The sequence below is a fragment of the Chelativorans alearensis genome (assembly GCF_010993735.1).
Taxonomy (GTDB): domain Bacteria; phylum Pseudomonadota; class Alphaproteobacteria; order Rhizobiales; family Rhizobiaceae; genus Chelativorans; species Chelativorans alearense.
This window is the reverse complement of record NZ_WQNI01000010.1, coordinates 50,779-75,856: the sequence shown is the minus strand read 5'-3', so window position 1 is coordinate 75,856 and position 25,078 is coordinate 50,779. Positions and strand designations below refer to the sequence as shown.

The window sequence follows — 25,078 nt, the reverse complement described above, 5'->3', positions numbered from 1 at the left end:
TCACTCCGCAGCGGATAGTCGGTCTTCGTGAGGCTTCGGCGCGTTTCGTCCCGGCTGGGCGGCCTGCGAAGCCACCGCCGCGGATGCGGCTGGTTGGACAGGCCTTATCAATTGATCGCGCGGGCCGAACGCGGCAACGGCACCACCGTGGAGGGCCACAACCTTGTCGGCGGATTTCAGCACCGAGGCGCGATGAGTGACAATCATCACCGTGGCCTTGCGCTGCTTGAGAATGGCCAGGGCTTCGATCAGTGCCCGATCACCGGCTTCATCCATATTGGCATTCGGCTCGTCCAGCACCACGAATGCAGGGTCGCCATACAGCGCGCGTGCAAGACCCAGCCGCTGCCGCTGTCCCAGCGAGATGAGCTGCGAGTGCAGGGCGATCTCGGTTTCGTAGCCGTCAGGAAGGGAAAGGATCAATTCATGCACGCCGGCAAGTCGCGCAGCCCGGATCAACGCGTTGCTGTCAACCTCACGGAAGCGGGCGATGTTCTGCGCCACGGTCCCCGGAAGGAACGCGACCTGTTGTGGCAGATAGCCTATATGCGGTCCGAGATCATCGGGATGCCAGTCGAACACGTCCGCCCCGTCGAGGCGCACATGGCCCTTCGCGAGTTTCCAGGCGCCCACTGCTAGGCGGCAAAGGGTCGACTTGCCGGCCCCTGAGGGGCCCAACACGGCGCAGTTTTCGCCCGGCTCGAGGGCGAAGCTGACGCCGTGGAGGATAGGGTCGCGGCTGCCCGGCGGAACGTAGAACACTTCCTCGAAGACCAGCCTTCCGGTGGGACGCGGCAGCGAGACGCGTTCGCCCTCGCCACGCCCGGCGCGGGCGAACAGTTCCTTCAGATTGGCGTGCGCGCTTCTTGCCGCGACGAAGGAGCGCCAGGCTCCGGTCGCCCGCTCGATCGGCGCCAGCGCACGCCCCAGTATAATCGAGCCCGCAATCATCGCACCGGCCGTGATGGCCCCCGCAAGAACATAGTAGGCTCCAACGGCCAGGATCGCCACCTGGAGCGCGATGCGGATGCTGCGGGAAAGGGAAAGGATCGTCGTCGTCCTGTCGCGGAGCGACTGTTGCTCGGCGCCGATCCTGGCGTGGCCGAGGCGCCAGCGCTCGAACACTTGCCGCGCCATGCCGAGCGGACCGATCGTCTCGCCGGCGTCGACGAACCGGACAGCGTTCTCATGGCTCTCGCGCATGTCGGCTTCGGCCCGCTTCTGGCGGGACCGTGTCAGCAAGTCGTTCGTGATCGCCAGTCCCAGGAGCAGAACGGCTCCGGCCGTGCCGACCAGCCCGATCGCCGGGTGAAGCGCCCACATGAAGGCCAGAAAAATGATGCTCCAGGGAGTATCTAGAAACGCCAGCGCGGCATCGCCCGCATAGAAGTTGCGCAGATTAGCGACGTCGCGGATACCGGCATTGCTGTTCTCCCCCGCCAGCCGCGCCTCCATCGCGCGCTTCAGCATGGGGGTATTCAGCTCCGTGTCGATCCAGCCCGCCGCCCGGCCAAGGATCATCCGCCTGGATTGTTCGAGCGCGCCGTAGATGGCGGCGGCGAAGAGGGCAATCACCGTCAGCCACAGAAGCGTGTCGAGCGAGCCGCTGGTGAGCACGCGATCGTAGACCTGAAGCATGTAGATTGCCGCCACCAGAAGAAGCAGGTTCAGCAGACAACTCAGCCCGACGAGCAGCGGTATCTGCCCGCGCACGGCGCCCATGACTTCCGTAAGGCGGGTGGTGTTGGTCTGCCGAGGCATCGGTTATGGATCCGCGAGAAAAACTAGCCGGGAAAAGGCGGGCCCGCCTGTGGGCGGGCCCGCATCCTGTCAGACGACAGCGTCGTCGAGATCGACCGAGAACGCGTCCTCGCTGCTGTCGGTATCACCATCGAAGAGCGTTGCCGTAAGGTCGAGGCGGAGCGGCTCGGGATCGAACGTCTCCGAGGTGGTGAACTCGATCGTCGGGATCTTGATGACGCCCGTGCCCATGTAGAGCTGGACCGCATCGATGTCGTTCGACCCCTCGGGATCACCGACCGTGAAGGAGACCAGGCCCTTCCCCGCGGCCGTAAGATCGCCCGCGAGGACTTTGACAGGCGCACTGACCGTGCCGTCGGCGTAGTAGATACGATAGAAGAGGTCCTCGTTCGCCGGGGTGTAGCCACCGTTCGTCTGGTCGTTGATGATCACGGTCATGCTGCTGACCATGGTATCCGGGTCGATAACGAAGCTCTCATCGAACTTGCCGCCCTGGGTTATGTCACCGTCGATCCCGGCGTTCGCGTTTCCGTCGAACAGATTATTGCCGAGTCCGATTCCCGCGGTGCTGACATTCATCTCCGCCGAGCTGAGATAGGTGGCGCCGGCCTCGATCGCTGCTTCGCCCGCATCGAGGAAGACCTTGATGTCATTCGGATCGGTCGTGGCATTCACCGCTGAGAACACGATATCGATGCCATCGACGGTCAGCGTGCGCACCGGATCCGGCCCGCCCGCGTCGAGGCTTCCGTCTTCGGTCGAGAACGTGGTCGTCGACTCCGGCGGAACCGTAACCAGGAGCTGGTAACTGTCATTGTCCGGATCGAAGGTCAGCGTGAATTCCACGGTGTCGTCGATGCCGTCACCGTTGAAGTCGTCCGTGATCGACCCCTCGAAGGCGAAGGCGCCCGTCTTCGTGAAGGTGCTGTTGGCTGCACTGGTCACGACAGTACCGTTCTCGTCGATCTCGTAGCTGTCGAAGGTCACACCAAGAGAGTCGAACCCGTCGCTGCCGGGATCGTCGAACCAGTCACCTTCAGCACCCGCGGCGTATGTGCCGGTCGAGTTGTCGACCGTAACGTCCGGCCCGTCATCCTCGAACCCGATCAGGCTGCCAAGCTCGATCTTGTCCGAGGCGGTGTCGGTGTCGCCGTCGGTCAGCACTGCCTCGAGCTCGACCAGGCCCGCGGCCATGCTCACCGCGCTGTCGTGGTCGTTCAGGTCCGCGCCGTGGTCGAGCGCCCGGTAGAGCGTCGTCGTGACGTCGCCCGTCGAGCCGTCGACCGCGATGGTGAACACGAGGTCGTTGGTGCCCGAGGTGCGGCCCTCGACCACGCCGCCATTGTCGACCAGCACCACGGCTTCGCCGGTGGCGGTGTCGGTGAGGCCCGTCGCCCCGGCATTCAGAACCAGCGAATAGAGCTTGCTGGCCTCGCCGTCCTCGCCCGCATCCGCGGTCTCGGAGAACAGTGCTGCCGCGGTCGTCACCGCATAGCCGATGGCGCCCGCCGGCGCACCGGCGGCGGTCTCGTCGTCCGGCTGCGCGTTGCCGGGTTCGTCCTTGCTCGAGCCGGCGGTGCCGACCGACTCGTCGACCGCGATCGTCGGCGACAGCGATGTCAGGTCGATTGCAGGCCCGTCATCCTCGAACCCGATCAGGCTGCCAAGCTCGATCTTGTCCGAGGCGGTGTCGGTGTCGCCGTCGGTCAGCACTGCCTCGATCGTCGTCCGGCTGCGCGTTGCCGGGTTCGTCCTTGCTCGAGCCGGCGGTGCCGACCGACTCGTCGACCGCGATCGTCGGCGACAGCGACGTCAGGTCGATCGCCGGCCCGTCATCCTCGAACTGGACGTTCGAGCCGACCTCCACGGCGTCGGTCGAGACCTGGAACAGCGTGAAGCCGCCGAGATCGAAGCTGATGTTCGAGCCTTTCCCCGATGTCGGCTGGGCATTCTCGATCAGCACGCGCTGATGATCGCTGTCGGTCGTGAAGCCCACGACGTCCCCGGACTTCACGCCCGAAACGATGACGCCATCCCCGTCGACGGAGAACGCGGCGGCCACGCCATTGATCGTGACGCCCGTGATAGTCACGGCGGCATCGTCCGCATCGCCGAGGCCGTCGACGAAACCGGTACTCGGTTCGTAGTCCGTCGTGTAGGCGGTGATCTTGATGCTAACTGTCGTCGAGGCGCTGCCCGGGTTTACCTGCGAGACGGTGAATTCGCCTCCCCGAGCGTCGACCAGTTCCGCAAAGGTGATGTTCGCCTCAACATCGGCCTCGGTCTGGCTGAGGTTCGGGACGATGAAATCGTTGTCAGGAGTGGAGGTAGAGCCGCTGACATACGTAAAGTAGAGCCCCTCTCCGGCCTTGACCTGCTGGCCGTTGGTCCCGAGAGCGGTATCGGCCGTCCCACTCGTATTCACGGTATCTCCGGACGAGATGTTCTCGCCCTCGGACTGATTGGCCGGATCCCGTCCTGTCACGACGATCGCCGCGTCGAGGCTGCCGAACCACATGAAGAGGTTATTGCCCGCCGGGGCACCTGCAAAGCTGAAGTCGGTCTGCGAGGTCGCCGCCACGTAGAGCTTGTTCGTCAGGTCAAGGGAATCGTCATGATCCTCGCCGTCGGGATGCTGCAGCGTGTAGCCGTCCATGAGCACGGTCCACATCTTGGCGCCGGTGACCTCGCCGCTGCCGTTCTCCACCTCCTCGAGGTAAATGGCAAAAACAATGTCCGTTCCGTCACCGGATGCGGTGTTCCCCGCCACACCATAGACGATGTTGTTGTCGGTCGGATCGGCGAACAGGAATATCTCCGTGCCGTCCACCGTGAAGAGCCCGCTGGAGAAGGTTGACGTGATCCCGCTCGCATAGCCCGTGAATGGATCTCCGTCCGAATTGGCTGCAAGCGAAAGGTCGGTGATTTCCACGCCCGGGTCGGCCGAAACGTCGACGATGTTGTCACCTTCGTCATCCGCCGCATTGGCCCCGTCGCCATAACCGCTCAGCGCGGCCTCCTCCAGCGTCAGGCCATAAAAGGTCAGCCGAGCCGAAAAAGCGGCTGGCAAGCGGCTATCCGAAATATCGTTATCGTCAGCGTCACCGGCGACGACGGTCGTGAAGCCATTTTGCAGATCTTCGGTCTCATCGAGGACCACCAGTTGGCCCGTCTTGGTAATAGCCATGATCTTTCCTCCCACCGTTCTCCTTGTATCGGTCGGACCGCGATATCCGCCGCTGGTCCGCCTCTCGGAGTGGCACAGACTTCACCGCATGCGCGGGCAGCTTCCCGCACATCAGCAAAATCCAGGTGTTGGCATTTGAATACAGCGTGTTTACAGGGGGTGGACGAATCTGGAGCGCGCCGCTACGGCTTCAGCTCTTCACCCCATCAGGCATTTCCACAGCAAATTTCCATCACTGTGCTGTAAGCGCTGCAATGTTGGAATCTTCCCGGCATGCAAACACTCCCCAAAACAGTTTGAATGCAAGCGGACCATATATATTATAGAGAAAACAACCAAAAACAATAAATAAAACATCATTCAAAGGACTAGAAATAACGAAAATTATTCATTCATATTATGTATATACATTATTTAGATGGCCTCCGATAAATCATTTGAATTAGCCTCGCACCTCCTTTCGGCCGATACCGCACCTTGAGCGGCAGCATCTCGGTGATGGATTACGGAAGGGCCAAGTTCTAGCCGATCCTCAACAATGCGAAGATCAGGGACATTCTTTCTGACGTGCTCCTCCTCGGGTTGAGGCCCGGATCGCGGGAAATCCTGTCGAGAGCCTCGGCGCAGACGACATCGAATCGACGTGCTCGTGCATCTGACAGGAACTGGCTTATCCCCGTCCTTCTGCCGGGCAGGAAGCGCGGCGAGGTGCATGCCGAGCTACGTGGCGAGCTGATGGTGCATCCTTGGGGACGTTAGGACAAAGGTTGAAGCCGCCCCCGCAACCAAAAGCACAACAAAAAACCCCGCTAAACAAATCGGTTAGCGGGGTTTTGTTTTGGCTGCTCACAGGTCGGTTCAATCAACGACTTAACTTTGCGGGTTCAAATCGGGGGCGCGTACCTCGCAAACCAATAACGGTTCGTAGAAGGGTGGCAAGGCGGCGGGAACGCCACCTCGGAGAAAAGAGGCGGGCAATGAGTACCTGGTCGCTGAACCCGGTTGGAGACCGGCAATCACCTCATTAATCGTTTGCTACGGTCATCATGCCACTGCTCCTTGGGCGGCTACTCATAGCGATCGTGGCGGCGCACCCAGTCCATCCCCTCGGTTTCATTGCGGCCCTTCGAAGCGAGATCGAGCATATTGTAGGTGCCCATCATCACCTCAACGCCGCGCCCATAGGTGGAGTAGGTGCGGAAAACCTCGCCCACGTCGTTCTTAAAGAACGCGCTGACGCCGGGCCATTCCTCGCCGGTCTCCGACCATTCGCCGAAATTGTAGTCGATCTCACCCGTGGCGATTTCTTCCGGTGTAAAGCTGACGCGGAAATCGTAGTTGAAGTCGTTGCCGAAGGACGACACCCATTTGAACTGCCAGCCCATGCGCTTGCGGTAGCGCTCGATCTCGACAAGCGGTGCGCGCGACACGGCGATCATGGTGACGTCGTGATGCGCCAGATGCATGTTCATGCCGTCGGTGTGATCGGCCATGAAGGAGCAGCTCGGGCAGCCTTCCTTCCATCCCGGAGCGAACATGAAATGTTGCACCAGAAGTTGCGATCGGCCGTCGAAGAGATCAGCGAGCGTGCGCGGGCCATCCAGCGTGTCAAACACGTATTCCTTGTCGATGCGCACCCATGGCAGGGCGAGCCGTTCTCGCGCGACCTTGTCGCGAAGATGCGTGAGTTCCTTCTCCGCCTTCAGCAGGTCCCGGCGGGCGGTCAGCCAGTCATCGTGTGAAACAACAGCGTGTTGCATTGTCAGTCTCCTTCGGTTTGGGTGACGGGAATGTCGCGGCGCTGCGAACGGGCGGGTAGGAGTTTCAGCCACGGCGACAGGTGAAAGAAGATCATCAGCAGGTACATCAGGGCCATGTCGTTGATCGGCAGGGAAGTTGAGGCGGCAGAGCACATCGTCATGCTAGGCGAGCCGGCGGCGGAAATCCCGGCCATCAGTGCGAAGATCGGGGCAGCGGCGAGCCCGAGCCAGCCGGTCACACCGACCGCTGGCCCGAGCAACGAATCGACCTTCCCTGTCACTGCAAACTTGCTCATTTCCGGCCCTCCGGTCGAGTTCACCGTTTCCAACGGTTGGGATACGGAGACGCTATCTCGGACGGAGGGCCGGATGGGAGTTACAAGTGTGGCGGGATTTCGATGGACTCGCTGACCACTGCCGCGTGCAAACTATGCTCGACCAAGTTTTGTCCGCGCAACGGATTTTGCGCCCGTTGCCGGGCTAGCTATTCAAAGTGTTTTCGCAGGAAACTTCCAGTGTTCGTATAGTGCGCCACAAGCCGTTGAACCGCACGGTCCGCATCGCGGGCGAGCACGGCATCGGCGATGCCCTCGTGCTCTGCGCGCACGTCGCGCTCGGGATAGGCCACCGAGCTTGCTGCTTTGCGGTACCGCACATTCTGATCGTAAAGCTCATCGCAGGAATTAAGCAGGAAACGCGAGCCGCAGCGCGAGATGAGCGTCAAGTGGAAATCCTTGTGCAGCTTCTCCCACTCGTCATTGGTGGCGACTGGGTTGCCGCCCGAGTTGCGGGGCGCGCGAGAGAGGCGATAGGCGGCGATCACGAGCTCCTCCTCCCAGCGCTTATCGCCATGCGCTATCGATTCGCGCAGCGCGCGCTCCTCTAGCCAGCACCGCGTTTTCAGCAACTCATCGAACTCCTCGAGGCTGATAGACGAGACGCGGAAACCGCGCTGGTCGAGCCGCTCGACGAGCTGATGCGAAGTGAGCAGGCTGAGTGCCTCCCGAATGGGGCTAGCCCCGGAATCGTAGCGCTGGCGCAGATCTTCGATCTTGAGCTTTGCTCCCGGCTCCAGAACGCCGGAAATGATGTCGGCTCGAAGCCGCGCATAGATGCGACTCGTCAGAGAGGCGGGGCCTCCCTCCGTCTCAGATTCTTCACCAGAAGCCGACTTTGTCGATTTTATCCTGTCGAGCATGGCTGTTTGAGAGCCTCCTGCGGAAGGTAAGGCGCAGGAACCATGAAGAAGCCGAACAAACCGTACCCGCGCCATTTGTTGCAGATATAGCGGAGCGTAAAGGACAGCACAATCGCTATCCTGGCTTGCAGGAAGAAAATTGATTTTTCGATTTACAGAGCAAAAAAATCGATTATTACGAGGGCAAGGTTGAATGGAGAGGATTTCAGGATGAGGACGAATCATATCGAGGACGGCAAATGGTGGGTCAGCCCGTACAATTTCATACCCGAAGTGTTGAAGATGCTCGACTTGCCGCAGAAGGTGGAAATTCACGACGCGACGCTCCGAGACGGCGAGCAGACGCCGGGCGTGGTTTTCACGGTCGATGCTAAGATCCGCATTGCCCAGAAGCTCGATGAGGTGGGTGTCGATCGGATCGAGGCGGGCATGCCGGCCGTCTCGCAACAGGACCGCGAGGCGATCAGGGAGATTTCAAAGCTCGGGCTGAAGTCGCGCATCTTCACCTTTGCCCGGGCCATGAAGCAGGACATCGACCTAGCGCTCGAATGCGGCGCCCATGGCGTCATTATCGAGGTGCCGATCGGCTACCCCAAGCTCAGAACCCAGTTCGGTTGGACCTGGAAGGACGTGCTGGAAAAAAGTGCGCCGGTCATCAACTATGCGCGCGAGCAGGGCCTTTACGCCGTGTTCTTCCCCTACGACACAACGCGGGCGCGTCCGGAAGACCTGTCGGACCTGTGCAAGGGCATCATGGACCTCTCGCCGCCCGATTCCATCGGCATCGTGGATACGATGGGCTGCGCCACGACCGAGGCCGTCAAATATATGGTGCGCTGGGTCAAGGAGATGACGGGCCTGCCGATCGAAATCCACACGCACAACGATTTCGGTATGGGCGTCGCCACCGAAATCGCCGCGGTGGCGGCAGGGGCACAAGTAGTGCATAGCGGCGGCAACGGGCTCGGTGAGCGCACGGGCAACGCCGCGCTGGAAGAGCTCGTCATGGTGCTGCACATTCTCTACGGCTACGACACGCCCTATAGACTCGACAAGCTGACGGAACTCGGCGATCTCTTGTCAGAGCTTTCCAACGTTCCCATTGCGCGCAACAAGCCGGTTCTCGGCTCGGCGAACTTCACCCGCGAGTCCGGTATCGGCATCAACTTCGTCGTGCACGATCCTCTCATCATGTTCGGCACGCACCCACAGCTTACCGGCCGCAGGGGTGAGGTGGTTCTGGGCAAGAAGAGTGGCAAGGCTTCCATCCACTACAAGCTCGAGGAATTGAAGCTCGGCGAGGCAAACGAGGATGAGGTCGCCGAAATTCTCGATACGGTGAAGAAGAAGGGCATCGCCAAGCGCGACATCCTGACCGACGAGGAATTCCGGCAGATCGTTGGCGGCGTTTTCTCCGCTCGCGCGGCCTGACCGGAGTCTGCAAGATAGCACAACGTCATAGCCCGCTGGGCTTGGCGTGGGAGGTGAGGATGGGCGTGAAGCTTGATGAACATCATTTGGCGCGCGGTGAGACCCACTCACCTTTGATACGGGACCGGGCCTTCATCGCCGGCAATGGTTCGCCGAGGAGGCTAAGCGCGCCTATGCGAGGTGATCCCGCACCGTCCAGTGACCGCAGACTCGTCGTCGTTAAGGAGCCTGCGGGCGTCGTAGCGCTGGTCACGCCCTGGAATTTCCCGCTGGCACCTATTGCGCGCAAGATTGCCCCGGCGTTGGGTGCCGGATGCACCGTGGTCGCCAAGCCTGCAGAGGATACGCCCCTTTCCGCCCTTGCGCTGGCGCAGTTTGCAGAGGTGGCAGGAGTTCCCGCAGGTGTCATCCCGAGCTGATGCTGCTGCGGCCTTAAGAGACCGTGCGTCCAAAAGGACGCTGCACAAGCACGTTGCGCTGGAGAACCTCGCCGGTGCTACTCGAGCATGCCTACCGGAACGCGCGGGCTCGCTTCTCCTTTGAGGCGCCGCTTTACAGCAGGAGACGCAATCACCGCGCCCGCGCTTGCGAATGCCTCGTGGTTCTTCTCGATGTCATCGAGGGGGTAGAGATAGTTGACCATCAACCCGTGGGACTGAGCTAGGCCCTTCGCGCTGACATCGCCGAGGAAATTGAGCCGCTCCAGCCGCGCACCATTGCCGAGGTGGAAGCGGGCGACCGGGTCGAGCGGGCGCCCCTTGCCCGATCTCGCCTTCAGAAAATACCACGCGGCAGCGGACAGGAGCGGCCGGCGCAGACGCTCCGTCTTTTCCTCGTCCGCATACCAGCCTTGCTCATCGAGCAGGCGGAGCGCCTCTTTCGTCTCATCGTCAAGAGCATCGGACCTCTCCTGGGCACGCTCGGCATCGAGCCAGCGCGCGTAGCCCGGGACAGGCGAGAGGGTGACGAAGTTCTTCAGACTCGGCAGTTCTTCCTTAAGCAGGTTGACCACCTGTTTGATAAGAAAGTTGCCGAACGAGACACCGGCGAGCCCCTTCTGGGTATTGGAAATGGAATAGAACACCGCCGTCGTCGCCTCGCGCGCCCGGATCGGCGTGCGGTCCTGCGCCAGTAGAGGGGCGATGGCCGCAGGAATTTCGGAGGTCAGCGCCACTTCCACGAAGATCAACGGCTCATCGATCAACTGCGGATGGAAGAAAGCAAAGCAGCGACGATCCTGCGGCTCCAGGCGCCCGCGCAGATCGTCCCAGTCGGAGATGGCATGCACCGCCTCATAGCGGATGATCTTTTCAAGGATGTGCGCCGGCGTTGTCCAGTCGATGGATTGCAGCAAGAGAAATCCCCGATTGAACCAGGAGGAGAACAGATCGGCGAAGTCCACGTCCACGGGCCTCAGTTCCGGGTTGGACCCCAGATATGCCAGAATATCCTCGCGCATGCGCACGAGTGCTGCCGTGCCCCCATGCGCCATATTCAGGCGCCTGATGAGCTCTTGCCGGCGCGGTTCGGTGGCCCGGTGAAGCGCGTTGAGAGCGAGGGCATCAGGCTTGGCGCACCAGGCCTCGATTGCGGTTCCCACGCCGCGCTCGTCTGCGCCGAAGTGCTTCGCCAGCGCGGTCAGGAAGGCAAGCCGCGCTTCCGGGCTGGCCCCGGCATAAATATCGAGCACCAGTTGCGCCAAGGCGGCGCTTGAAGCCTCGCCGCGGCCGGACAGGAGTTGCTCGCTGAGGGAAACCAGATTGCCGGAGCTTGCCCCGCGCGGACGGCCGAGCATGGTTATGCCCCGCTCGCTGAGTTGGCGCAGAAATTCGCGGAAGAGCGAGCTTGCCATGTTTGCCGATCCCTAGACCGCTCCCTGCCGCGCCACGGCGTCCACCAGCACGAAGGCGATCTGGCAGGTCTCGGTTCCGCGGTTCGACCAGGCATGATTGGTGCCGCGCTGGACGACCACGTCGCCCGTCTTGAGATGCACCTCCGTATCGTCCAGCAGCATGGTAATCTCGCCGCTGAGGATGATGGCATAATCGACGCTGTCGGTGCGATGCATGAAGGGGTGCCGCGCGTTCTCCACGATGTTGGCGGCCGCACCCATCTCCGCAAAGGCAGCCTTGCCGTCAAGACGCGCCAGCACCTCCGGGTCCTCCGGCTCGAACTCCACGACGCGGAAGACCGTCCCGCCCTTGGGCGGGTGCAACACGAGCGGACCTTCCACCGTCTCCTCGGGGCCGTCGAACTCCGCTGGGGAGGAGGTCGTCTGCCAGAAATTCGTCAGCGTCACGCCGGGGCGGTTGGGCCGCTGGAGGATGTTGAAGGCTTCCTTGTCGGAAACTACCACCGCTTTGCCATCGTCGTTGTGACCGGTCACCACGCGGCGGAACTTTCGTGCCATGTCTATTTTCTCCGTTGATTGCGAAAAGGGTCAGTCTTTGGGTTGCGCGGCGGGAGAAGTTGGGTCCACCGCGGCGGGCGCTGCCTGCGCACCGGCGAGAAACCATGCCGCCAGCAATACCGCGACACCGGCCACATCGGTGATCAGCCCGGGCTTCATCAGCACCACGCCGCCCGCAAACAATATTGCCCGCCAGAAAGGCCCGAGCGGGGTGCGAAGCTGGCCCACCACCGCCGCCGCGATCGCCAGCACGCCGAGCAGTCCACTTGCCGCCGCGCCGATGATCTCGCCTGCCTCGCCCTGCATCATTATGGCAGGGCCGAGAAAGAACATGAAAGGGAGGAGATAGCTGGTGATGCCGTAGAAGAAGGCGGTCCAGCCCACCTTGTTGATATCCGCGCCGGCAATGCCGGCGGCCACGTATGACGCAAGTGCGACCGGCGGGGTGATGGTGGACACGCAGCCGAAGAAGAAGACGAACATATGCGCGGTAAGCAGCGGAACACCGATAGTGACCAGCGAAGGCGCCACTACGGTGGCGAGGATGAGGTAGGCGGCGGTCGTGGGAAGGCCCATGCCTAGAACGATCGCGGTCAACATGGTGAGCACCAATGCGATCAGCGGTTCGCCGCCGGCGGCGGTCACGATCATGCCGGCGATCTTCGGGCCGAGCCCGGTGATCGAAAGCACACCTGAAATGATGCCGGCAGCCGCACAGGCGATCGCGATGGGCACGGCGCCTTCCACACCGCTGATGATGGCGCGCGCGACACGCGTGAAGAAATCGCGGTCGAGTCGCCGCCGCACGACGATATCCGCGAGCACAATGACGACAATGGCGGCGAAACACGCCTTGAAAGGCGAGTAGCCGGAGACCATGAGGCCGAGAAGAGTAAAGAAGGAAAGCAGGAACGGCGCGCCACCGACCAAGAGGCGCCACCCGCGCATCTGTTCCACGGCGTGGGGCAATGCGATGCCGGCGCCCGGTTTCAGCCCATTCTTCACCGCCTGCAGGTGAACGACGAAGAGGATGGAGACGAAGAAGAGAAGCGCAGGCAGGGTGGCCGCCTGCATGATGTCCACGTAGGGGCGGCCGATCAGCTCGGCCATGACGAAGGCGGCTGCGCCCATCACGGGTGGCATGATCTGCCCGCCGGTCGAGACTACCGCCTCAATGGCACCGGCCTGGTGCGGTGCGTAGCCCTCGCGCTTCATCATCGGAATGGTCATGGAGCCGGTAACGGCGACATTTCCGGCGGCGGACCCGGAGATCATCCCGATCAACGCGGAGAAGATGACCGCCGTTTTCGCTGAGGCCGCGCGCATGGAACGGGTGAGCCGGCTAGCCAATGCAAGGAAGAAGTTGCTCGCGCCGAATTGCCCGAGGAAGGCGCCATAGATGGCGAAAAGCACTATATAGCTGGCCGATACGCCGATCGGGATGCCGTAGATTCCCTCGCTGGTCGTCGACAGGAATCCGGAAAGCCGCTTGATGGTGTAGCCGCGGCCTTCGAGAAATCCCGGCAGATGGGGCGAGACAAGCGGATACACGAAGAAGGCAGCGACGATCAGCGCAAGCATCAAGCCCACTCGCCTGCGTGCTGCCTCGAGGACGAGAACGAGGAGCACGAGGCCCACCATGGCGTCGCGTGCGGTGCCCGTCCCTCCGGAGAGAGCGATCGCCTGCCAGCGCCAGTAGAGATAGAGACTTGCCGCCGTGGCCACCGCAGCTAGGGCAACACCGAAGGCCTTATCCAGCCGCGAGGCGTCAAGCCGATGCAATGTTGGCGTGGAAAGATAGACGATCGCCAAGGCGCCCATGAGATGGACAATGCGCACGTCCTGTGTGGACAGCACTATCACTCCCGCCACGTTGAGCAGGTGAAAGGTGCCAAGCAGGAAGGCGATGGCGCTTATAAGGACCGGCAGGCGGAGCGGCATGTTTTTGACCGTCGATGGATACTGCGGAGATCAGCCCCTCCCGAGCGGCGGCTGCCGAATTTATCGGGAGAGGCCTGGGGCGCGAAAGGTTTTGAGGGCTATTTGCCGTCGAAGTAGCGTTTTGCACCGGGATGCAATGGGATCGGTAACGATTTCGACTGCGCTGGGTCGATCTGCTTGGCCACGGCGTTTTCGGCAGCGAACTCGTCCATGTGGTCGAATACCGCCTTGGTGATGGCGTAGACCTTGTCGGCATCCATGTCCGCATTGACGATCAGCGCATTGTTCACGCCAATCATCGTCGCAGAGTCATTAGTTTTGTAGGTCTCCGCCGGAACGCTGATCGAAGTGTAGTAAGGATGCTCCGCGACCACGGCACTCAGCTTGTCCTCGGCAATCGGAACGAACCTGATATCCTTCGTTGCCTGAATCTGGGTGACAGCGGAGGTGGGATAGCCCGCGAGTGCCAGGGCGGCATCCACATTGCCGTCGCCCAATTCGCTGAAGCCATCTGCATAGGACAAGAAGCTCGCCGTGATATCGTCGAGCGACATGCCGTAGGCGGCGAAGAGATCGCCCAGCACGCTCACCGTGCCGCCACCAGCAGGCCCGACCGCCACGCGCTTGCCCTTGAGGTCCCCAACATCTCGAATGTCGGACCCTTCCAGCGTCACGATGTGCAGCACGCTGGGGTGCAGGGCGGCTACACCGGCAATCGGCAGCTTGCCGTCCTCGTATGGCCCCGTACCGTTGGCGGCGAAATAGGCAAGGTTGTTGTTGGTAATGCCGATGTCCACCTCGCCATCGGCAACCAGCCGTGGGTTCTGCAGCGCTCCCTGGGTGACGATCGGCACCATTGTGGCGCCTTCCACATACTTCGAGACCAGATTTGAGATGGCCTGCCCTATCGGATAGAAGGCGCCGCCCTGGCTGGCTGTTCCGATGCGCAGTTCCTCCGCCCGCGCGACACCCAACGCCAGCCCAAATGCCGCAGCGATCACGGCAATCCTGCCGAGAATCCGTTTCATATATTCCTCCCTTTTGCCAGCCTAAGATCGAAAGGCATGGCCAGCATCATGGCGATAAACGGGCCGCTGTCAATATAATATCGATTTTTCTGTGATATTCGCCACTATGATCGATTATTTTGATTTCGGGATACCGAAGTCGTGGCTGAGATTGCGTCGAGAGTTGCAATTGTGCGAGGTTCAGTCGAACGCGGCGCGCTGAATGCCGCCTGTGCAGAAATCACCAGCACCCCGGTAGCCGAGTGCTCCATAAACGCAGCCTGCGCCGGTTCTAAAACCATTTGAGATCCCGCGGCGTTCCCCCTCTCGCATCAGTGTGTTCGGGGCCCTTACAAAGCGCCTTGTTCGATACGGTTCCGGCGGCTACCTGTCGGCTTTTCCCGATGCCCGTTTGAGCTGAAGCTGGATGATGGGCACCACCTCAACCGTTGAGCACTTTGGGTCGTCCCGGCCAAAAAACCGTCACCCGTCCAATCCGGCTCACGGTTAGCCTTTATCCGGTCTGGACAGAGGTAGCCTTACTCCGCTGCGTCGCGCTGAGGCCCGTCCGCCACGTCGGGGTGGCCGGGGGCGGTCTCGCAGCCGAGGTCCGGGAAGGCGAGCACGCGGTGCCCATGAAAATCGGTGCGAGCGACAAGCAGGCCGCGCTCCTCGAAATAGGCGAGCAGACGCCGCGCCCGGCGCGGCGAGTGGCTGCCATAGGCACGCGCCAAAGCGGCGTCGGAGGGGCAGGGATCCTTGTTGATCGCAGCGCGGGCGACCATCAAGAATATGCCCTGAAGATCCTCTGGCAATGTTTCAGAGAGCGACAGCGCCATCGCCCAGGCTTCGCCACCAGAGCTTTCATCGACGCCGGCGCGGGCTATCACCAGCCGCCGGCGGAAGGTGGAAAGCGGCAGCGGCTCTCCGGGCACGCGGTGGATACGGCAGCGCACTTGAAAATCCTGATAGAGCACGGCATCGGAGCGGAAAGCCGCATCGGGGTCTTCTAGGATCTCGCGCAGCACCGCGTCGATGCCGGCATCGCGCTCAGCCTCGTCGATGACGGTGAAAGCCGGCTCGGCCGGCGGTTCCGGCGCTGGCCTGGGCCGCGACAGTAGCGTCAGAAGGTCGGCTGTCGGAATCGGTTTGGGCGGCGGTTTGCGCACCACTGTAGAGGCTTCTTCGGGACCGGGCGTGAGGATCAGGTCGCGGGCGTCCTCCGGCGCCTCAGGCAGCGGCATGAGTTTCGGGCTGGTCGAGCGCGCAGAGGTTTCGACAGGCCCGATGGTGATCGCCAACGGTCGGCGCGACAAAGCCGGGCCCAGCGCGATGAAGTTTCCGCGTTGAAGTTCGCGGAACATCTCAGCTTGGCGACGGTCCATTCCAAGCAGGTCGGCGGCGCGCGCCATGTCGATGTCCAGGAAGGTGCGGCCCATCAGGAAATTGGAGGCTTCCGCCGCGACGTTCTTCGCCAGCTTGGCCAGGCGCTGGGTGGCGATGACGCCGGCCAGCCCGCGCTTGCGGCCGCGGCACATCAGATTGGTCATGGCGCCCAGCGAGAGCTTTCGCGCATTGTCCGAGACTTCGCCGGCAACGGCGGGCGCGAAAAGCTGCGCCTCGTCGACCACCACGAGCACGGGATACCAATGGTCTCGCTCAACATCGAACATGCCGCCGAGGAAGGCGGCTGCGGCGCGCATCTGCTGCTCGACCTCGAGCCCCTCGAGATTGAGCACGACGGAGACGCGGTGCTGACGCACGCGGCCGGCGATGCGCGTGAGCTCCGCCTCGGAGCGGGCGGCGTCGACCACTTGGTGGCCGAATTCTTCCGCCAGCGTGACAAAATCGCCTTCGGGATCGACGATGCATTGCTGCACCCAGGGCGCACTTTGTTCCAAAAGGCGGCGCAGCAGATGCGACTTGCCGGACCCGGAATTGCCCTGCACCAGCAGGCGGGTCGCGAGCAGCTCTTCCAGATCCAGCTCCGCCACGGCGCCGCCGGCCGTGGCGCCCATGTCGATGTTGACCTTCATCCGGCACCCTTTCGAGCACCGTCCTTAGCATTTGCTGCCACGCAGCGCGAAGCATTGCCGCAGGGATTCCCACAGGCACGATCGCGCGGATGAAGGTGGCCGATTTTGACCTGCCACGGGTAATTTCCTCCAGTTTTGATTAGAGTCCGGCCTCATTTGAAGGACGGACGGATGAAGCGAAAGCGGTTTACGGAAGAGCAGATCATCGCGGTTTTGCGCGAGCAGGAAGCCGGTGCGAAGGTGGCGGATGTCTGCCGCAGGCACGGCATTTCCGATGTGACCTATTACAATTGGAAAGCCAAGTATGGCGGCATGGACGTCTCCGATGCCAAGCGCCTGAAAGCGCTCGAGGAGGAGAACGCCAAGCTGAAGAAGCCGCTCGCCGAGCAGATGCTGGATGCGACGGCACTGCGCGAGCTTCTGTCAAAAAAATGGTAAGGCCCGCTGCAAAACGCGACGCCGCTGCACATCTGAGGGCCGCCATGGGCCTATCGGAGCGGCGAGCCTGCACGATCTTGTCGGCGCGGATCGCAAGATGATCCGCTATCGCTCCTGCCGTACGCTGGAGACGGCACTGCGCGGAAGACTGCGCGAACTCGCCAACGAGCGCCGGCGCTTCGGCTACCGGCGGCTGTTCATCCTGCTCCGGCGTGAGGGCGAGTTGTCGGCACTCGGGCCCCGATCCTAGTCGAGGCGCGGCCGAACGCGCGCTGGTCGCTGGATTTCGTCCATGACCAGTTCACCCGCGGCCGCAGGTTCCGCGTGCTCAACATCGTCGACGACGTGACACACGAATGCCTGGCGGCAGTGCCCGACACCTCGATCTCCGGCCGACGTGTCGCGCGAACTGACCGATCTGATCGGCCGTCGCGGCAAGCCGGGATGATCGTCTCCGACCATGGCACCGAGTTCACCTCGAACGCGATCCTCGCCTGGTTGAAGGATCACAGGATCGACTGGCATTACATCGCGCCCGGCAAGCCGATGCAAAACGGCTTTGTCGAGAGCTTCAACGGGCGCATGCGCAACGAGTTGTTGAACGAGAGCCTGTTCTTCGGCCTCGCCCACGCCCGTAGCACCATCGCGGAACGGGTGGACGATTTCAACACCGCGAGGCCGGCAGGCGCTTCCGCTATGCGGGTAGCGATCTCGGCCTTCTGCCGTTCCAACTCGTCCATCCGGGCCTTCATGGATGGCTGATACATGCCGTCCTCGATGGCCGAGACGATCCCCGCAATGGCGCGCTCGATCTTCGCCAGGGCGCGACGGTCGGTTTCGTGCTGGGCACGGCGCTGGTGGTCAGCCGGTTGGTTTCCTCAACATAGGCGCGCACGGCCTCCTCGACCGCTTCGGCCGAAACCAGTCGCTCCTGCAACCCGGTCAGCACCCGTGCCTCCAGCTTCTCGCGCAGGATGGTGCGGTTGTTGGTGCAGGTGCCGCGCCGGTGATGGTTCAGGCAGCCGAGACGGTCGGAGAGGATGATGCCGACCTTCCCGCCGCAGCAGCCGCAGGTGAGAAGGCCAGAAAGGAGGGAACCAGGCCAGTTCGCACAATGCAGGCGCTTCGCCCTGGCCTAGTCGCGGCTGATCCGGTCCAGCGCCTCGGCCAAGAGGACGTTGAACTCACCATGCTGCGCGTCTCGCATGAGCCGCTGGATACCAGGCCGCAGGATCGTGCTTTGATCCCCACATCGCCGCATCCTCGTATCCTCGTATGAACCCACGATCTGCCACCACTCCCGCCGCGCATGTTCGCGGCAAAGCCGAAACTGGTCCTCGATGGACGCCTCGCTCTGGTTGTCCGATAAATAGCGAGCGTAAAGGGCTGCGCGGGTCATTGCTGATCTTCTCTCAATTCTGCCGGGATTTACGCTCCCTTTCCCGGCCATCTACCTCTTCGGCCTTTCGGGTTCGGAGCTTCCAGTGCCGAGCGAATATCGGTCAGGCCAAAATTGTTGCCGATATAAAGCAACGGGGCCGAATGCTGTCTTGCCAGTGCGTAGGCGAAGCAATCACCGAAGTTCAGCCCGCCGCGCGTGCCGAGCCCCTGACCGTATTCGATCCTTGCCTTCATCGCCGCGCGGGCCAGACGATCATCGACCGGGGCAATGCCGATGCCCAGCATGGTCAGAAACTCGTCCAGAATTCCGATAGCCTTCGACCGCCTCACCCCGGTGAAACGACCAGCCAGAACCGTTCCCGTCTCCACATAGTTGACAGCGGAAATCAGCCGGGCAGACGCACCCTCAAGGACCTTGGTGCAATCGGGGCCTTCCGGCTCATCGAACAGAATGGCGATGATGGCGGAACTGTCCACCACCATCATTTCGGCAAGCCCAACTGCTCAGGCGTGTCTCCGACGGCTTCATCCCATTCTTCCTTCGTGACGGGACGACGGTCGAACAGATGGGCACGCTCACGCACGAAAGCCTGTACACGGGCGGTATAATCACCCTGCGCCTCCCGCTCGGCGCGCAAACGCTCCAGCCGCTCGCGCATGGCCTTGGTGATGGCGTCGGTCATTGTCTCGCCGGTAAGGCGGGACAACTCTCGCGCCAGCCTGTCGGCTTCCTCGGTCTTGATGCTGAGGCCCATAGCAGTACTTCTTTCTAGATCATTTTTCTAGATAGCATATGGGCAGCCTGAGTTCAAATGCAAAGGCCGCTTCCGGCCTACCTCAATCATCATCAGCACCGTGATAATCTTCCCGCGCGTCAGTCTTTCCTGCTGGATCGCTATTATCGTTGGCGGCGCGCATAGCCTTCTCGTAATCTTCGCGCGCCATGTGCCTGCCGATCAGCCGGGCAAAGGACAGCACCACCGCATCTAGCCGCTCGAAAGCATCGGCATCGCTCCCGGCATTCCGCCCATCCGGCGGGTGGTTGTCGTTCGCCGGCCCTCGGTGATCTTGCGGTAGATGGTGGAGCGGGACAGGCCGGTGCGGGCGAGGACGGTGGGCTAGGCCCGCCAGAATGGTCTCTGTCTCAGTTGTGGCTGCACGAAGGGGGCGCGCAGCCGTCGATGTCAGCAGGGCCTTTTCCAAGCGGCGGCATGACCGGCCAAGATAATCAAAGCTGGCTCCCGACAGCTCGTTCCGGAGTACGCAGCCCTTTGGGAGCCTTTGGGAAGCCGGGCGTGGCATGGATCGAAGCACCGTCGACCATGTCCGAAAATGACAGCCGTTATGTCCGGAACCGGCAAAGACACGTCCTCCACCGGACGCTACGCTCCTGCGGTGACGGAAACCCACCAGCGGCGTCCGTTCGACGGAGGAGGGATCCATGACCAAACAGACAGGTTCCGAGTTCTGGCGAGACATCAAGCCGATCGAGAAGGTCTTTCAGCCCGACGCCCAGCCGGAAGTGTACATGAAGAACATCGCCGGGGACGACGAGCGATACTACGTGCCGTTCACCGAGACGGTCTCGTCGAAGCCGGTCTGGATATCGCCGTCGCGCAACATGTGGTGCGACGTTCTCTATGCCAAGGGTCCCGGCCTGGTGAGCCGGCACTACCACCCGCACGAGGTCTTCGCCTACACGATCTCCGGCAAGTGGGGTTACCTCGAGCATGACTGGATCGCGACGGCCGGCGATTTCATCTACGAAACGCCCGGCGAGGGCCATACGCTGGTGGCCTATGAGCACGAAGAGCCGATGAAGGTGCATTTCAAGGTCACCGGCCCACTGATCTGGCTGGACGAGAATGGCGATCCCGACGGCTTCTTCGACGTGCACATGTATATCGACCTGTGCAAGACGCACTATGAGAAAGTCGGTATCGGCGCGAAATACGTCGAGTCCCTGTTTCGCTGACATCGACGGTTTGGCACGCAATGGGTTTCGCCGACCAAATATTCTCGAACCGGGTCGTCGCCGTGACCGGCGGCACCTCCGGCATCGGCGCGGCGACGGCACTGCGCTTCGCCGGGTTGGGCGCGCGGGCCTTCGCGCTCGGGCTGAACGCGGGCGGAGCGAACGCGCCCCGCCACGACCGCATCGAACGCGTCGAGTGCGATCTCCGCGACCGCGATGCCGTGAAACGGTTCTTCGACGGACTGCCGCGCCTCGACGTACTGGTCAATTGTGCGGGCCTCAGCCGCGACCGGGACGAATGGGAGGAGCCGCACTTCGACGACGTCATGGACGTCAATCTTGCCGCCGCCTTCCGCACGAGCCAGGCGGCCCGCCCGCTCCTGGCAGCAGCCGGCGGCTCCATAGTCAATATCGCGTCCATGTATTCGACCTTCGGCGCGGCGGACCGGCCGGGCTATGCCGCCAGCAAGGGCGCGCTTGTGCAACTCACCAAGTCGCTCGCGATCGAATATGCCGGCGCGGGAATAAGGGTGAACGCCGTCGCGCCGGGCTGGATCGACACGCCCCTCGGCGAGGGCCTTCTCGACGACCCCGTGGCATCGGCCCCGATCATGGCGCGCCTTCCTATGGGGCGCTGGGGACAGCCGACCGAAGTGGCCGACGCGATCGCCTTCCTTGCATCACCGCTCGCTGGCTACGTGACAGGCGCGATCCTGCCCGTCGATGGCGGCTATCTGACCCTATGAGTGTCGGGACCACCCACGGCAAGCCCTCGGCAATGCCGCCCGCCCCCCTTGCGCCTTGGGCAGCGGGCGCATGCTGTAGTACCATCGCCTCCAGTCTGCAACGATAGGGAGGATCGTGGCCAGATGGATTGCGTACTGAGAAAATCCTTCGACACGCGCAGCGTGTTGAAAGGCGAACGGCTCGACTACTGGGAGGAGCGCTGCTCGATAGATGTCGTCGGGCTGAAATGCTCCACCGCCGAGGAGGACGGCTTCCAGGCCAAGTTCGACCACTACAATTTCGGCAGCTTCTCGGTGTTCGACATCGCGGGGCAGCCGCACGTCATCTGCCGCTCGGCGGAGACGATGCGAAAATACGATAAGGACTCCGTCTTCCTGACACTTGTGATGGGAGGGACGATCTTCGTGAACCGGCGGGAGCGGTGTGACGTGCTGACGGCGGGGGATCTCGTGCTCTACGACACGAACACCCCATACATACACGGCTTCGCCGACCGGGCGCGTCAGGTCGTTTTCGACGTGCCGGGCCGTGAGTTCCGGGCGCGTTTCCCGGGCTGGGACCTGCGCGATGCCGTACGCATCGACGGCAACAGCGGCCCCGGCGTGGCGGTCGCGCGCGCGGTCCGCAAGACCTATTCCGACGTGCGGGCACGCAAGTACCTTGCGCCGGAGCCCGCGTTGGTACACGACATCTGGTCGGCGCTTGAGGTCTCGCGCGACCTGGTGTTGGGCGACGGCAGGATGACCGCCTACCACCTGGGCATCATCCAGCGCGTGCGCAGCTATATCCGCGCCCGGCTCGAAGACCCGCATCTGAACACGGAGCAGGTCGCCGAGGAGATCGGCATGAGCTCGCGCCAGCTCAATCGCATCCTGGCGCTGCACAGGCTGACGGTCAAAAAGCTCATCCTTGCCGAACGGCTCGAGCAGGCGCGCCGCCTGATCGAGCGCTCCGGACCGGGCGGCGTGCACATGGCCGAACTTGCCTACAGCTGCGGGTTCTCCGGTCCGTCGCATTTCTCGAAAAGCTTCCGCAAGCACTTCGGCAGCGCGCCGAGCGAGGTCAGGGACGCGAGTGACGGAACGCAGCACTAGCGATGCAGGCGCCCTGCGGCGTCTGCCAACACGGCGGTACGCCGCGAACAAAGGGAGCGAGCCATGAACAGGGTGGACAACATCACCAGGCTGCCGGAGGAAGCCTACGAGGACACAATCCGGAAGTTCGCCCGCGAGGGAGCTCACATACCGGGCGACGACGGCACCAATCCTTGGGTTCCCTTCGGCGATGCCGCGTCGATCAAGCACTTCTGCTTCGACGTGCGCACCAACTCGGTCGCCAACATCCTGTGGGTGAAGGGGGGCGGCAGGATCGGCACGCACAAGCACCGCGGCGTCGTCTCCGCGATCACGCTCGAGGGGTCCTGGGCCTATTACGAATATGACTGGGTCGCGCGGCCCGGCGACTTCGTCTACGAGCTCCCCGGCGCAGCCCACACGCTCTATTCGGACGAGGGCATGAAGGCGCTGTTCTGGATCAACGGGCCGATCGAGTTCTACGACGACAACGGCAAGTTCGATTTCACCGCCGACGTCTTCTGGTTCATCGACCACTATACGAAGTACTGCGAGGAGAAGGGGCTGCCGATCAACAGGGAGATGTTCATCTGACCGCCTGCCCACATTCGCGAAGAAAAAGCCCGGATCGTTGATCCGGGCTTTTTTGTCGGGAAGGCAAGCGCAAAGCCGCCTCAGGCGGCGGCCTCGATGAGGACCTTGCACTGCGTGGTGCGCCGGCGCAGCGCCTCGAACGCCTCGGGAACGTCGGAAAGGCCGATCCGGTCGGTGATCAGGTTCTGCGGGCGAAACGGGCCTTGCGAGGCCAGCGCATCGAGCGCCAGCGCGAATTCGTGCATGTCGAAAAAGGCAGCCATGACGATGGTCAGTTCCTTGGACAGCACCGCGAAGGGATCCCATTCGTCGCCGCCCACGCAAAGGCCGACGCCCACGACCGTGCCGTGCACACGCGCCAACCGGCACGAGAAGTCGATCAGGCCCTTCTTGCCGACGCATTCGAAAACGATGTCCGGCGGACCGCCCGCCATGTCCTGGAACGCATCCGCAAGGCCCGGCCCCGAGATCGCGAAGCCCGTTGCGCCCAGGGCTTCGGCGCGCTCCTTCTGATAGTCGTTCAGATCGGCGACCACGACGTGGCGCGCGCCCATACGGCGCGCCCAGAAGGCGACCAACAGCCCGATGGGGCCGGCGCCGAGGATGAGCACCGTATCACCCGGCTTCAGCCCGGAGCGCATGACGCTGTGAAGGCCGATCGCCGTCGGCTCGGCGAGCGCGCCTTCCAGCAACGGCACGCCCTCGGGCAGCTTGCGGCACTGACGCGCCGCCACGGCGCTGAACTCGGCATAGCCGCCGCCGATCAGCTTCATCTCGGCGCACCAGGCCGGATCGCCCGCGCGGCAGCGCGCGCAGTGCCCGCAGCCCCACACCGGGGCGACGGCCACGCGGTCGCCCTTCGCCAGGCCGGTGACATCGGCGCCGAGCTCCACGATCTCGCCGGCGAACTCGTGACCGAGGACCGCGCCCTGCCCGATCCCGAAGGTCGCCGGGTCTTCCGTCATGTGCAGATCGCTTCCGCAGATGCCGCAGGCGGCGATCTTCAGAAGAACCTCGTCCGCGCCGGGCCGCGGGTCGTCCACGCCGTCTATGCGCAGCGGGCGGCCCACGGTATCGAACAATGCAGCCTTCATTCGCCGCCTCCTGAAACCAGGATGCGCCTGGTCGGAAACCACGGCGCGTCCACCACCTTGTTGACGAGACCCCAGAGGCCGCCGCGGGCGAAGAGCGCGACAAGAAGGGTCAAAACACCCAGCACCACGAGATAGGTGGCCCCGAACTCTCCGAACCAGCGATCCGCGAAGAAATAGATCAGAGCCCCGATGAGGACGCCTTCGATGCTGCCGATGCCGCCGATCATCACGATGAAGATGGCGACCGTCGCCCATTGCGGGCCATATGCGGCCTCGGGCGTGATGCGCAGCTGCGCCATGAAGTAGATCGCCCCGGCAAGTCCGGTGCCGACGGCGGCCGCCACGAAGATCAGGAACCGCAGGCGCGGCACGTTCACGCCCTGGCTGGCGGCCGAAACCGGATTGTCGCGCATGGCGGTGAGCGCCAGGCCGTAGCGCGATCTCAGGAGCCAGTAGGTGCCGCCCACCGTGACCAGCAGCATGAGGGCGCACAGGAGGGTCACCCCGATGGCGCGTTCGTGGGCGCTGTACTGCGTCATCACCCGCAGGCTCATGCCGGCGCCGGCGTTCACGTAGCTGAAATTGGTCGTCAGGAGACGCACGACCTCGGCCACCACCCAGGTCCCGATGGCGAAATAGGGGCCGTCGAGCCGGTGAAGCAGGGCATAGGTGGGCACCGCCAGGATCGCCGGGGCGATCAGACAAAGAGGCACGGCGAGGAAGGGATTGAGGCCGAGATTCTGGGCCAGCGCGAACATCATGTAGGCGGCGACGCCGCTGAAGGCCTGCTGGCCGACCGAGACGAGGCCGCCATAGCCGGCAAGCAGGTTCCACATCTGGGCGATGGCGATGTAGCAGCATAGCTCCACGACCGAGCGGATGGTGCCCTGCCCGGCCCACCAGGGCATCGCGACCAGCCCGACAAGGAGCGCGATCCCGATGATTATGGCCACCGTGCCGGACAAGGTCTGCCTGCGGACCGTGACGGCGGGAAGGTCGCCGGAGGCGCTGATCGACGCTGTCAT

The 25,078-nt window shown here is 62.8% G+C and carries 23 protein-coding genes and 2 pseudogenes; 7 read left to right on the top strand and 18 right to left on the bottom strand.

Annotated features, from left to right (window positions below; genetic code table 11):
• The 6 genes from GPJ75_RS16355 to GPJ75_RS16330 all read right to left on the bottom strand — a co-directional run bounded on the left by GPJ75_RS16355 (nucleotide 1) and on the right by GPJ75_RS16330 (nucleotide 7,906).
• The gene (locus GPJ75_RS16355) at nucleotides 1-1,761 is read right to left on the bottom strand and encodes a type I secretion system permease/ATPase (RefSeq protein ID WP_163269401.1); all 1,761 of its coding nucleotides are present in this window, start codon (nucleotides 1,759-1,761) and stop codon (nucleotides 1-3) included.
• Nucleotides 1,762-1,830: 69 nt separating this feature from the next.
• Complete coding sequence (locus GPJ75_RS16350; protein ID WP_163269400.1) at nucleotides 1,831-3,474, bottom strand: DUF5801 repeats-in-toxin domain-containing protein; 1,644 nt, start codon at nucleotides 3,472-3,474, stop codon at nucleotides 1,831-1,833.
• Nucleotides 3,401-4,948 (bottom strand): hypothetical protein, encoded by a 1,548-nt coding sequence (locus tag GPJ75_RS16345; protein WP_163269399.1) that lies wholly within the window; start codon nucleotides 4,946-4,948, stop codon nucleotides 3,401-3,403. Before GPJ75_RS16345 ends, GPJ75_RS16350 begins: the two co-directional genes overlap by 74 nt.
• A gap of 1,067 nt (nucleotides 4,949-6,015) precedes the next feature.
• Nucleotides 6,016-6,708, bottom strand: coding sequence for a DUF899 domain-containing protein (locus GPJ75_RS16340; protein WP_163269398.1), 693 nt, complete (start codon nucleotides 6,706-6,708; stop codon nucleotides 6,016-6,018).
• A gap of 2 nt (nucleotides 6,709-6,710) precedes the next feature.
• Entirely contained in the window at nucleotides 6,711-7,004 is a 294-nt protein-coding gene (locus tag GPJ75_RS16335; protein ID WP_163269397.1) for a hypothetical protein, read from the bottom strand.
• Between the two features lie 188 nt (nucleotides 7,005-7,192).
• Nucleotides 7,193-7,906, bottom strand: coding sequence for a GntR family transcriptional regulator (locus GPJ75_RS16330; RefSeq protein WP_163269396.1), 714 nt, complete (start codon nucleotides 7,904-7,906; stop codon nucleotides 7,193-7,195).
• A gap of 210 nt (nucleotides 7,907-8,116) precedes the next feature.
• On the opposite strand from GPJ75_RS16330, the gene GPJ75_RS16325 reads away from it, so the two are divergent.
• Complete coding sequence (locus GPJ75_RS16325) at nucleotides 8,117-9,337, top strand: 2-isopropylmalate synthase (RefSeq protein WP_163269395.1); 1,221 nt, start codon at nucleotides 8,117-8,119, stop codon at nucleotides 9,335-9,337.
• A 142-nt stretch (nucleotides 9,338-9,479) separates the two neighbouring features.
• A pseudogene (locus GPJ75_RS16320) lies at nucleotides 9,480-9,744 on the top strand (aldehyde dehydrogenase family protein); the annotation flags it as partial.
• Nucleotides 9,745-9,833: 89 nt separating this feature from the next.
• On the opposite strand, the gene GPJ75_RS16315 reads toward GPJ75_RS16320, so the two are convergent.
• The 5 genes from GPJ75_RS16315 to GPJ75_RS16295 form a co-directional block, all read right to left on the bottom strand.
• On the bottom strand, nucleotides 9,834-11,189 hold the full coding sequence (locus GPJ75_RS16315; protein WP_163269394.1) for a malonyl-CoA decarboxylase: 1,356 nt from the start codon (nucleotides 11,187-11,189) through the stop codon (nucleotides 9,834-9,836).
• Nucleotides 11,190-11,201: 12 nt separating this feature from the next.
• Entirely contained in the window at nucleotides 11,202-11,747 is a 546-nt protein-coding gene (locus tag GPJ75_RS16310) for a cupin domain-containing protein (protein WP_163269393.1), read from the bottom strand.
• A gap of 30 nt (nucleotides 11,748-11,777) precedes the next feature.
• Nucleotides 11,778-13,688, bottom strand: coding sequence for a TRAP transporter permease (locus GPJ75_RS16305; protein WP_163269392.1), 1,911 nt, complete (start codon nucleotides 13,686-13,688; stop codon nucleotides 11,778-11,780).
• 98 nt (nucleotides 13,689-13,786) lie between these two features.
• Nucleotides 13,787-14,716, bottom strand: a complete 930-nt coding sequence (locus GPJ75_RS16300; RefSeq protein WP_163269391.1) for a TAXI family TRAP transporter solute-binding subunit — start codon at nucleotides 14,714-14,716, stop codon at nucleotides 13,787-13,789.
• 518 nt (nucleotides 14,717-15,234) lie between these two features.
• Nucleotides 15,235-16,731, bottom strand: a complete 1,497-nt coding sequence (locus GPJ75_RS16295; protein ID WP_163269390.1) for a helicase HerA domain-containing protein — start codon at nucleotides 16,729-16,731, stop codon at nucleotides 15,235-15,237.
• Nucleotides 16,732-16,902: 171 nt separating this feature from the next.
• On the opposite strand from GPJ75_RS16295, the pseudogene GPJ75_RS16290 reads away from it, so the two are divergent.
• A pseudogene (locus GPJ75_RS16290) lies at nucleotides 16,903-17,850 on the top strand (transposase); the annotation flags it as partial.
• A gap of 67 nt (nucleotides 17,851-17,917) precedes the next feature.
• On the opposite strand, the gene GPJ75_RS27750 reads toward GPJ75_RS16290, so the two are convergent.
• From GPJ75_RS27750 to GPJ75_RS16270, 5 genes are all read right to left on the bottom strand, one after another.
• Entirely contained in the window at nucleotides 17,918-18,211 is a 294-nt protein-coding gene (locus GPJ75_RS27750) for a hypothetical protein (protein ID WP_425483168.1), read from the bottom strand.
• A gap of 93 nt (nucleotides 18,212-18,304) precedes the next feature.
• The gene (locus GPJ75_RS27200; protein WP_205602559.1) at nucleotides 18,305-18,568 is read right to left on the bottom strand and encodes a recombinase family protein; all 264 of its coding nucleotides are present in this window, start codon (nucleotides 18,566-18,568) and stop codon (nucleotides 18,305-18,307) included.
• Nucleotides 18,569-18,597: 29 nt separating this feature from the next.
• Entirely contained in the window at nucleotides 18,598-19,056 is a 459-nt protein-coding gene (locus GPJ75_RS16280) for a type II toxin-antitoxin system VapC family toxin (RefSeq protein ID WP_163269389.1), read from the bottom strand.
• Nucleotides 19,053-19,325 carry a type II toxin-antitoxin system VapB family antitoxin gene (locus GPJ75_RS16275; protein WP_163269388.1) on the bottom strand — a complete coding sequence of 91 codons (273 nt, stop codon included), beginning with the start codon at nucleotides 19,323-19,325 and terminating at the stop codon, nucleotides 19,053-19,055. Before GPJ75_RS16275 ends, GPJ75_RS16280 begins: the two co-directional genes overlap by 4 nt.
• An 82-nt stretch (nucleotides 19,326-19,407) precedes the next feature.
• Nucleotides 19,408-19,548, bottom strand: a complete 141-nt coding sequence (locus GPJ75_RS16270; RefSeq protein ID WP_163269387.1) for a hypothetical protein — start codon at nucleotides 19,546-19,548, stop codon at nucleotides 19,408-19,410.
• Between the two features lie 463 nt (nucleotides 19,549-20,011).
• Between GPJ75_RS16270 and GPJ75_RS16260 the strand changes: the two genes are divergently transcribed.
• From GPJ75_RS16260 to GPJ75_RS16245, 4 genes are all read left to right on the top strand, one after another.
• The gene (locus tag GPJ75_RS16260; RefSeq protein WP_163269386.1) at nucleotides 20,012-20,545 is read left to right on the top strand and encodes a 2,4'-dihydroxyacetophenone dioxygenase family protein; all 534 of its coding nucleotides are present in this window, start codon (nucleotides 20,012-20,014) and stop codon (nucleotides 20,543-20,545) included.
• 20 nt (nucleotides 20,546-20,565) lie between these two features.
• Nucleotides 20,566-21,291 carry an SDR family NAD(P)-dependent oxidoreductase gene (locus GPJ75_RS16255; RefSeq protein WP_163269385.1) on the top strand — a complete coding sequence of 242 codons (726 nt, stop codon included), beginning with the start codon at nucleotides 20,566-20,568 and terminating at the stop codon, nucleotides 21,289-21,291.
• 123 nt (nucleotides 21,292-21,414) lie between these two features.
• Nucleotides 21,415-22,386: a helix-turn-helix domain-containing protein gene (locus tag GPJ75_RS16250; protein ID WP_163269384.1), complete on the top strand. Its 972-nt coding sequence runs from the start codon at nucleotides 21,415-21,417 to the stop codon at nucleotides 22,384-22,386.
• Nucleotides 22,387-22,449: 63 nt separating this feature from the next.
• The gene (locus tag GPJ75_RS16245) at nucleotides 22,450-22,959 is read left to right on the top strand and encodes a 2,4'-dihydroxyacetophenone dioxygenase family protein (RefSeq protein WP_163269383.1); all 510 of its coding nucleotides are present in this window, start codon (nucleotides 22,450-22,452) and stop codon (nucleotides 22,957-22,959) included.
• A gap of 80 nt (nucleotides 22,960-23,039) precedes the next feature.
• Here GPJ75_RS16245 and GPJ75_RS16240 read toward each other — a convergent pair whose 3' ends face one another.
• A complete protein-coding gene (locus GPJ75_RS16240; RefSeq protein ID WP_163269382.1) occupies nucleotides 23,040-24,053 on the bottom strand; it encodes a zinc-dependent alcohol dehydrogenase in 1,014 nt (337 codons plus the stop codon).
• On the bottom strand, nucleotides 24,050-25,078 hold the full coding sequence (locus GPJ75_RS16235; RefSeq protein WP_163269381.1) for a branched-chain amino acid ABC transporter permease: 1,029 nt from the start codon (nucleotides 25,076-25,078) through the stop codon (nucleotides 24,050-24,052). Before GPJ75_RS16235 ends, GPJ75_RS16240 begins: the two co-directional genes overlap by 4 nt.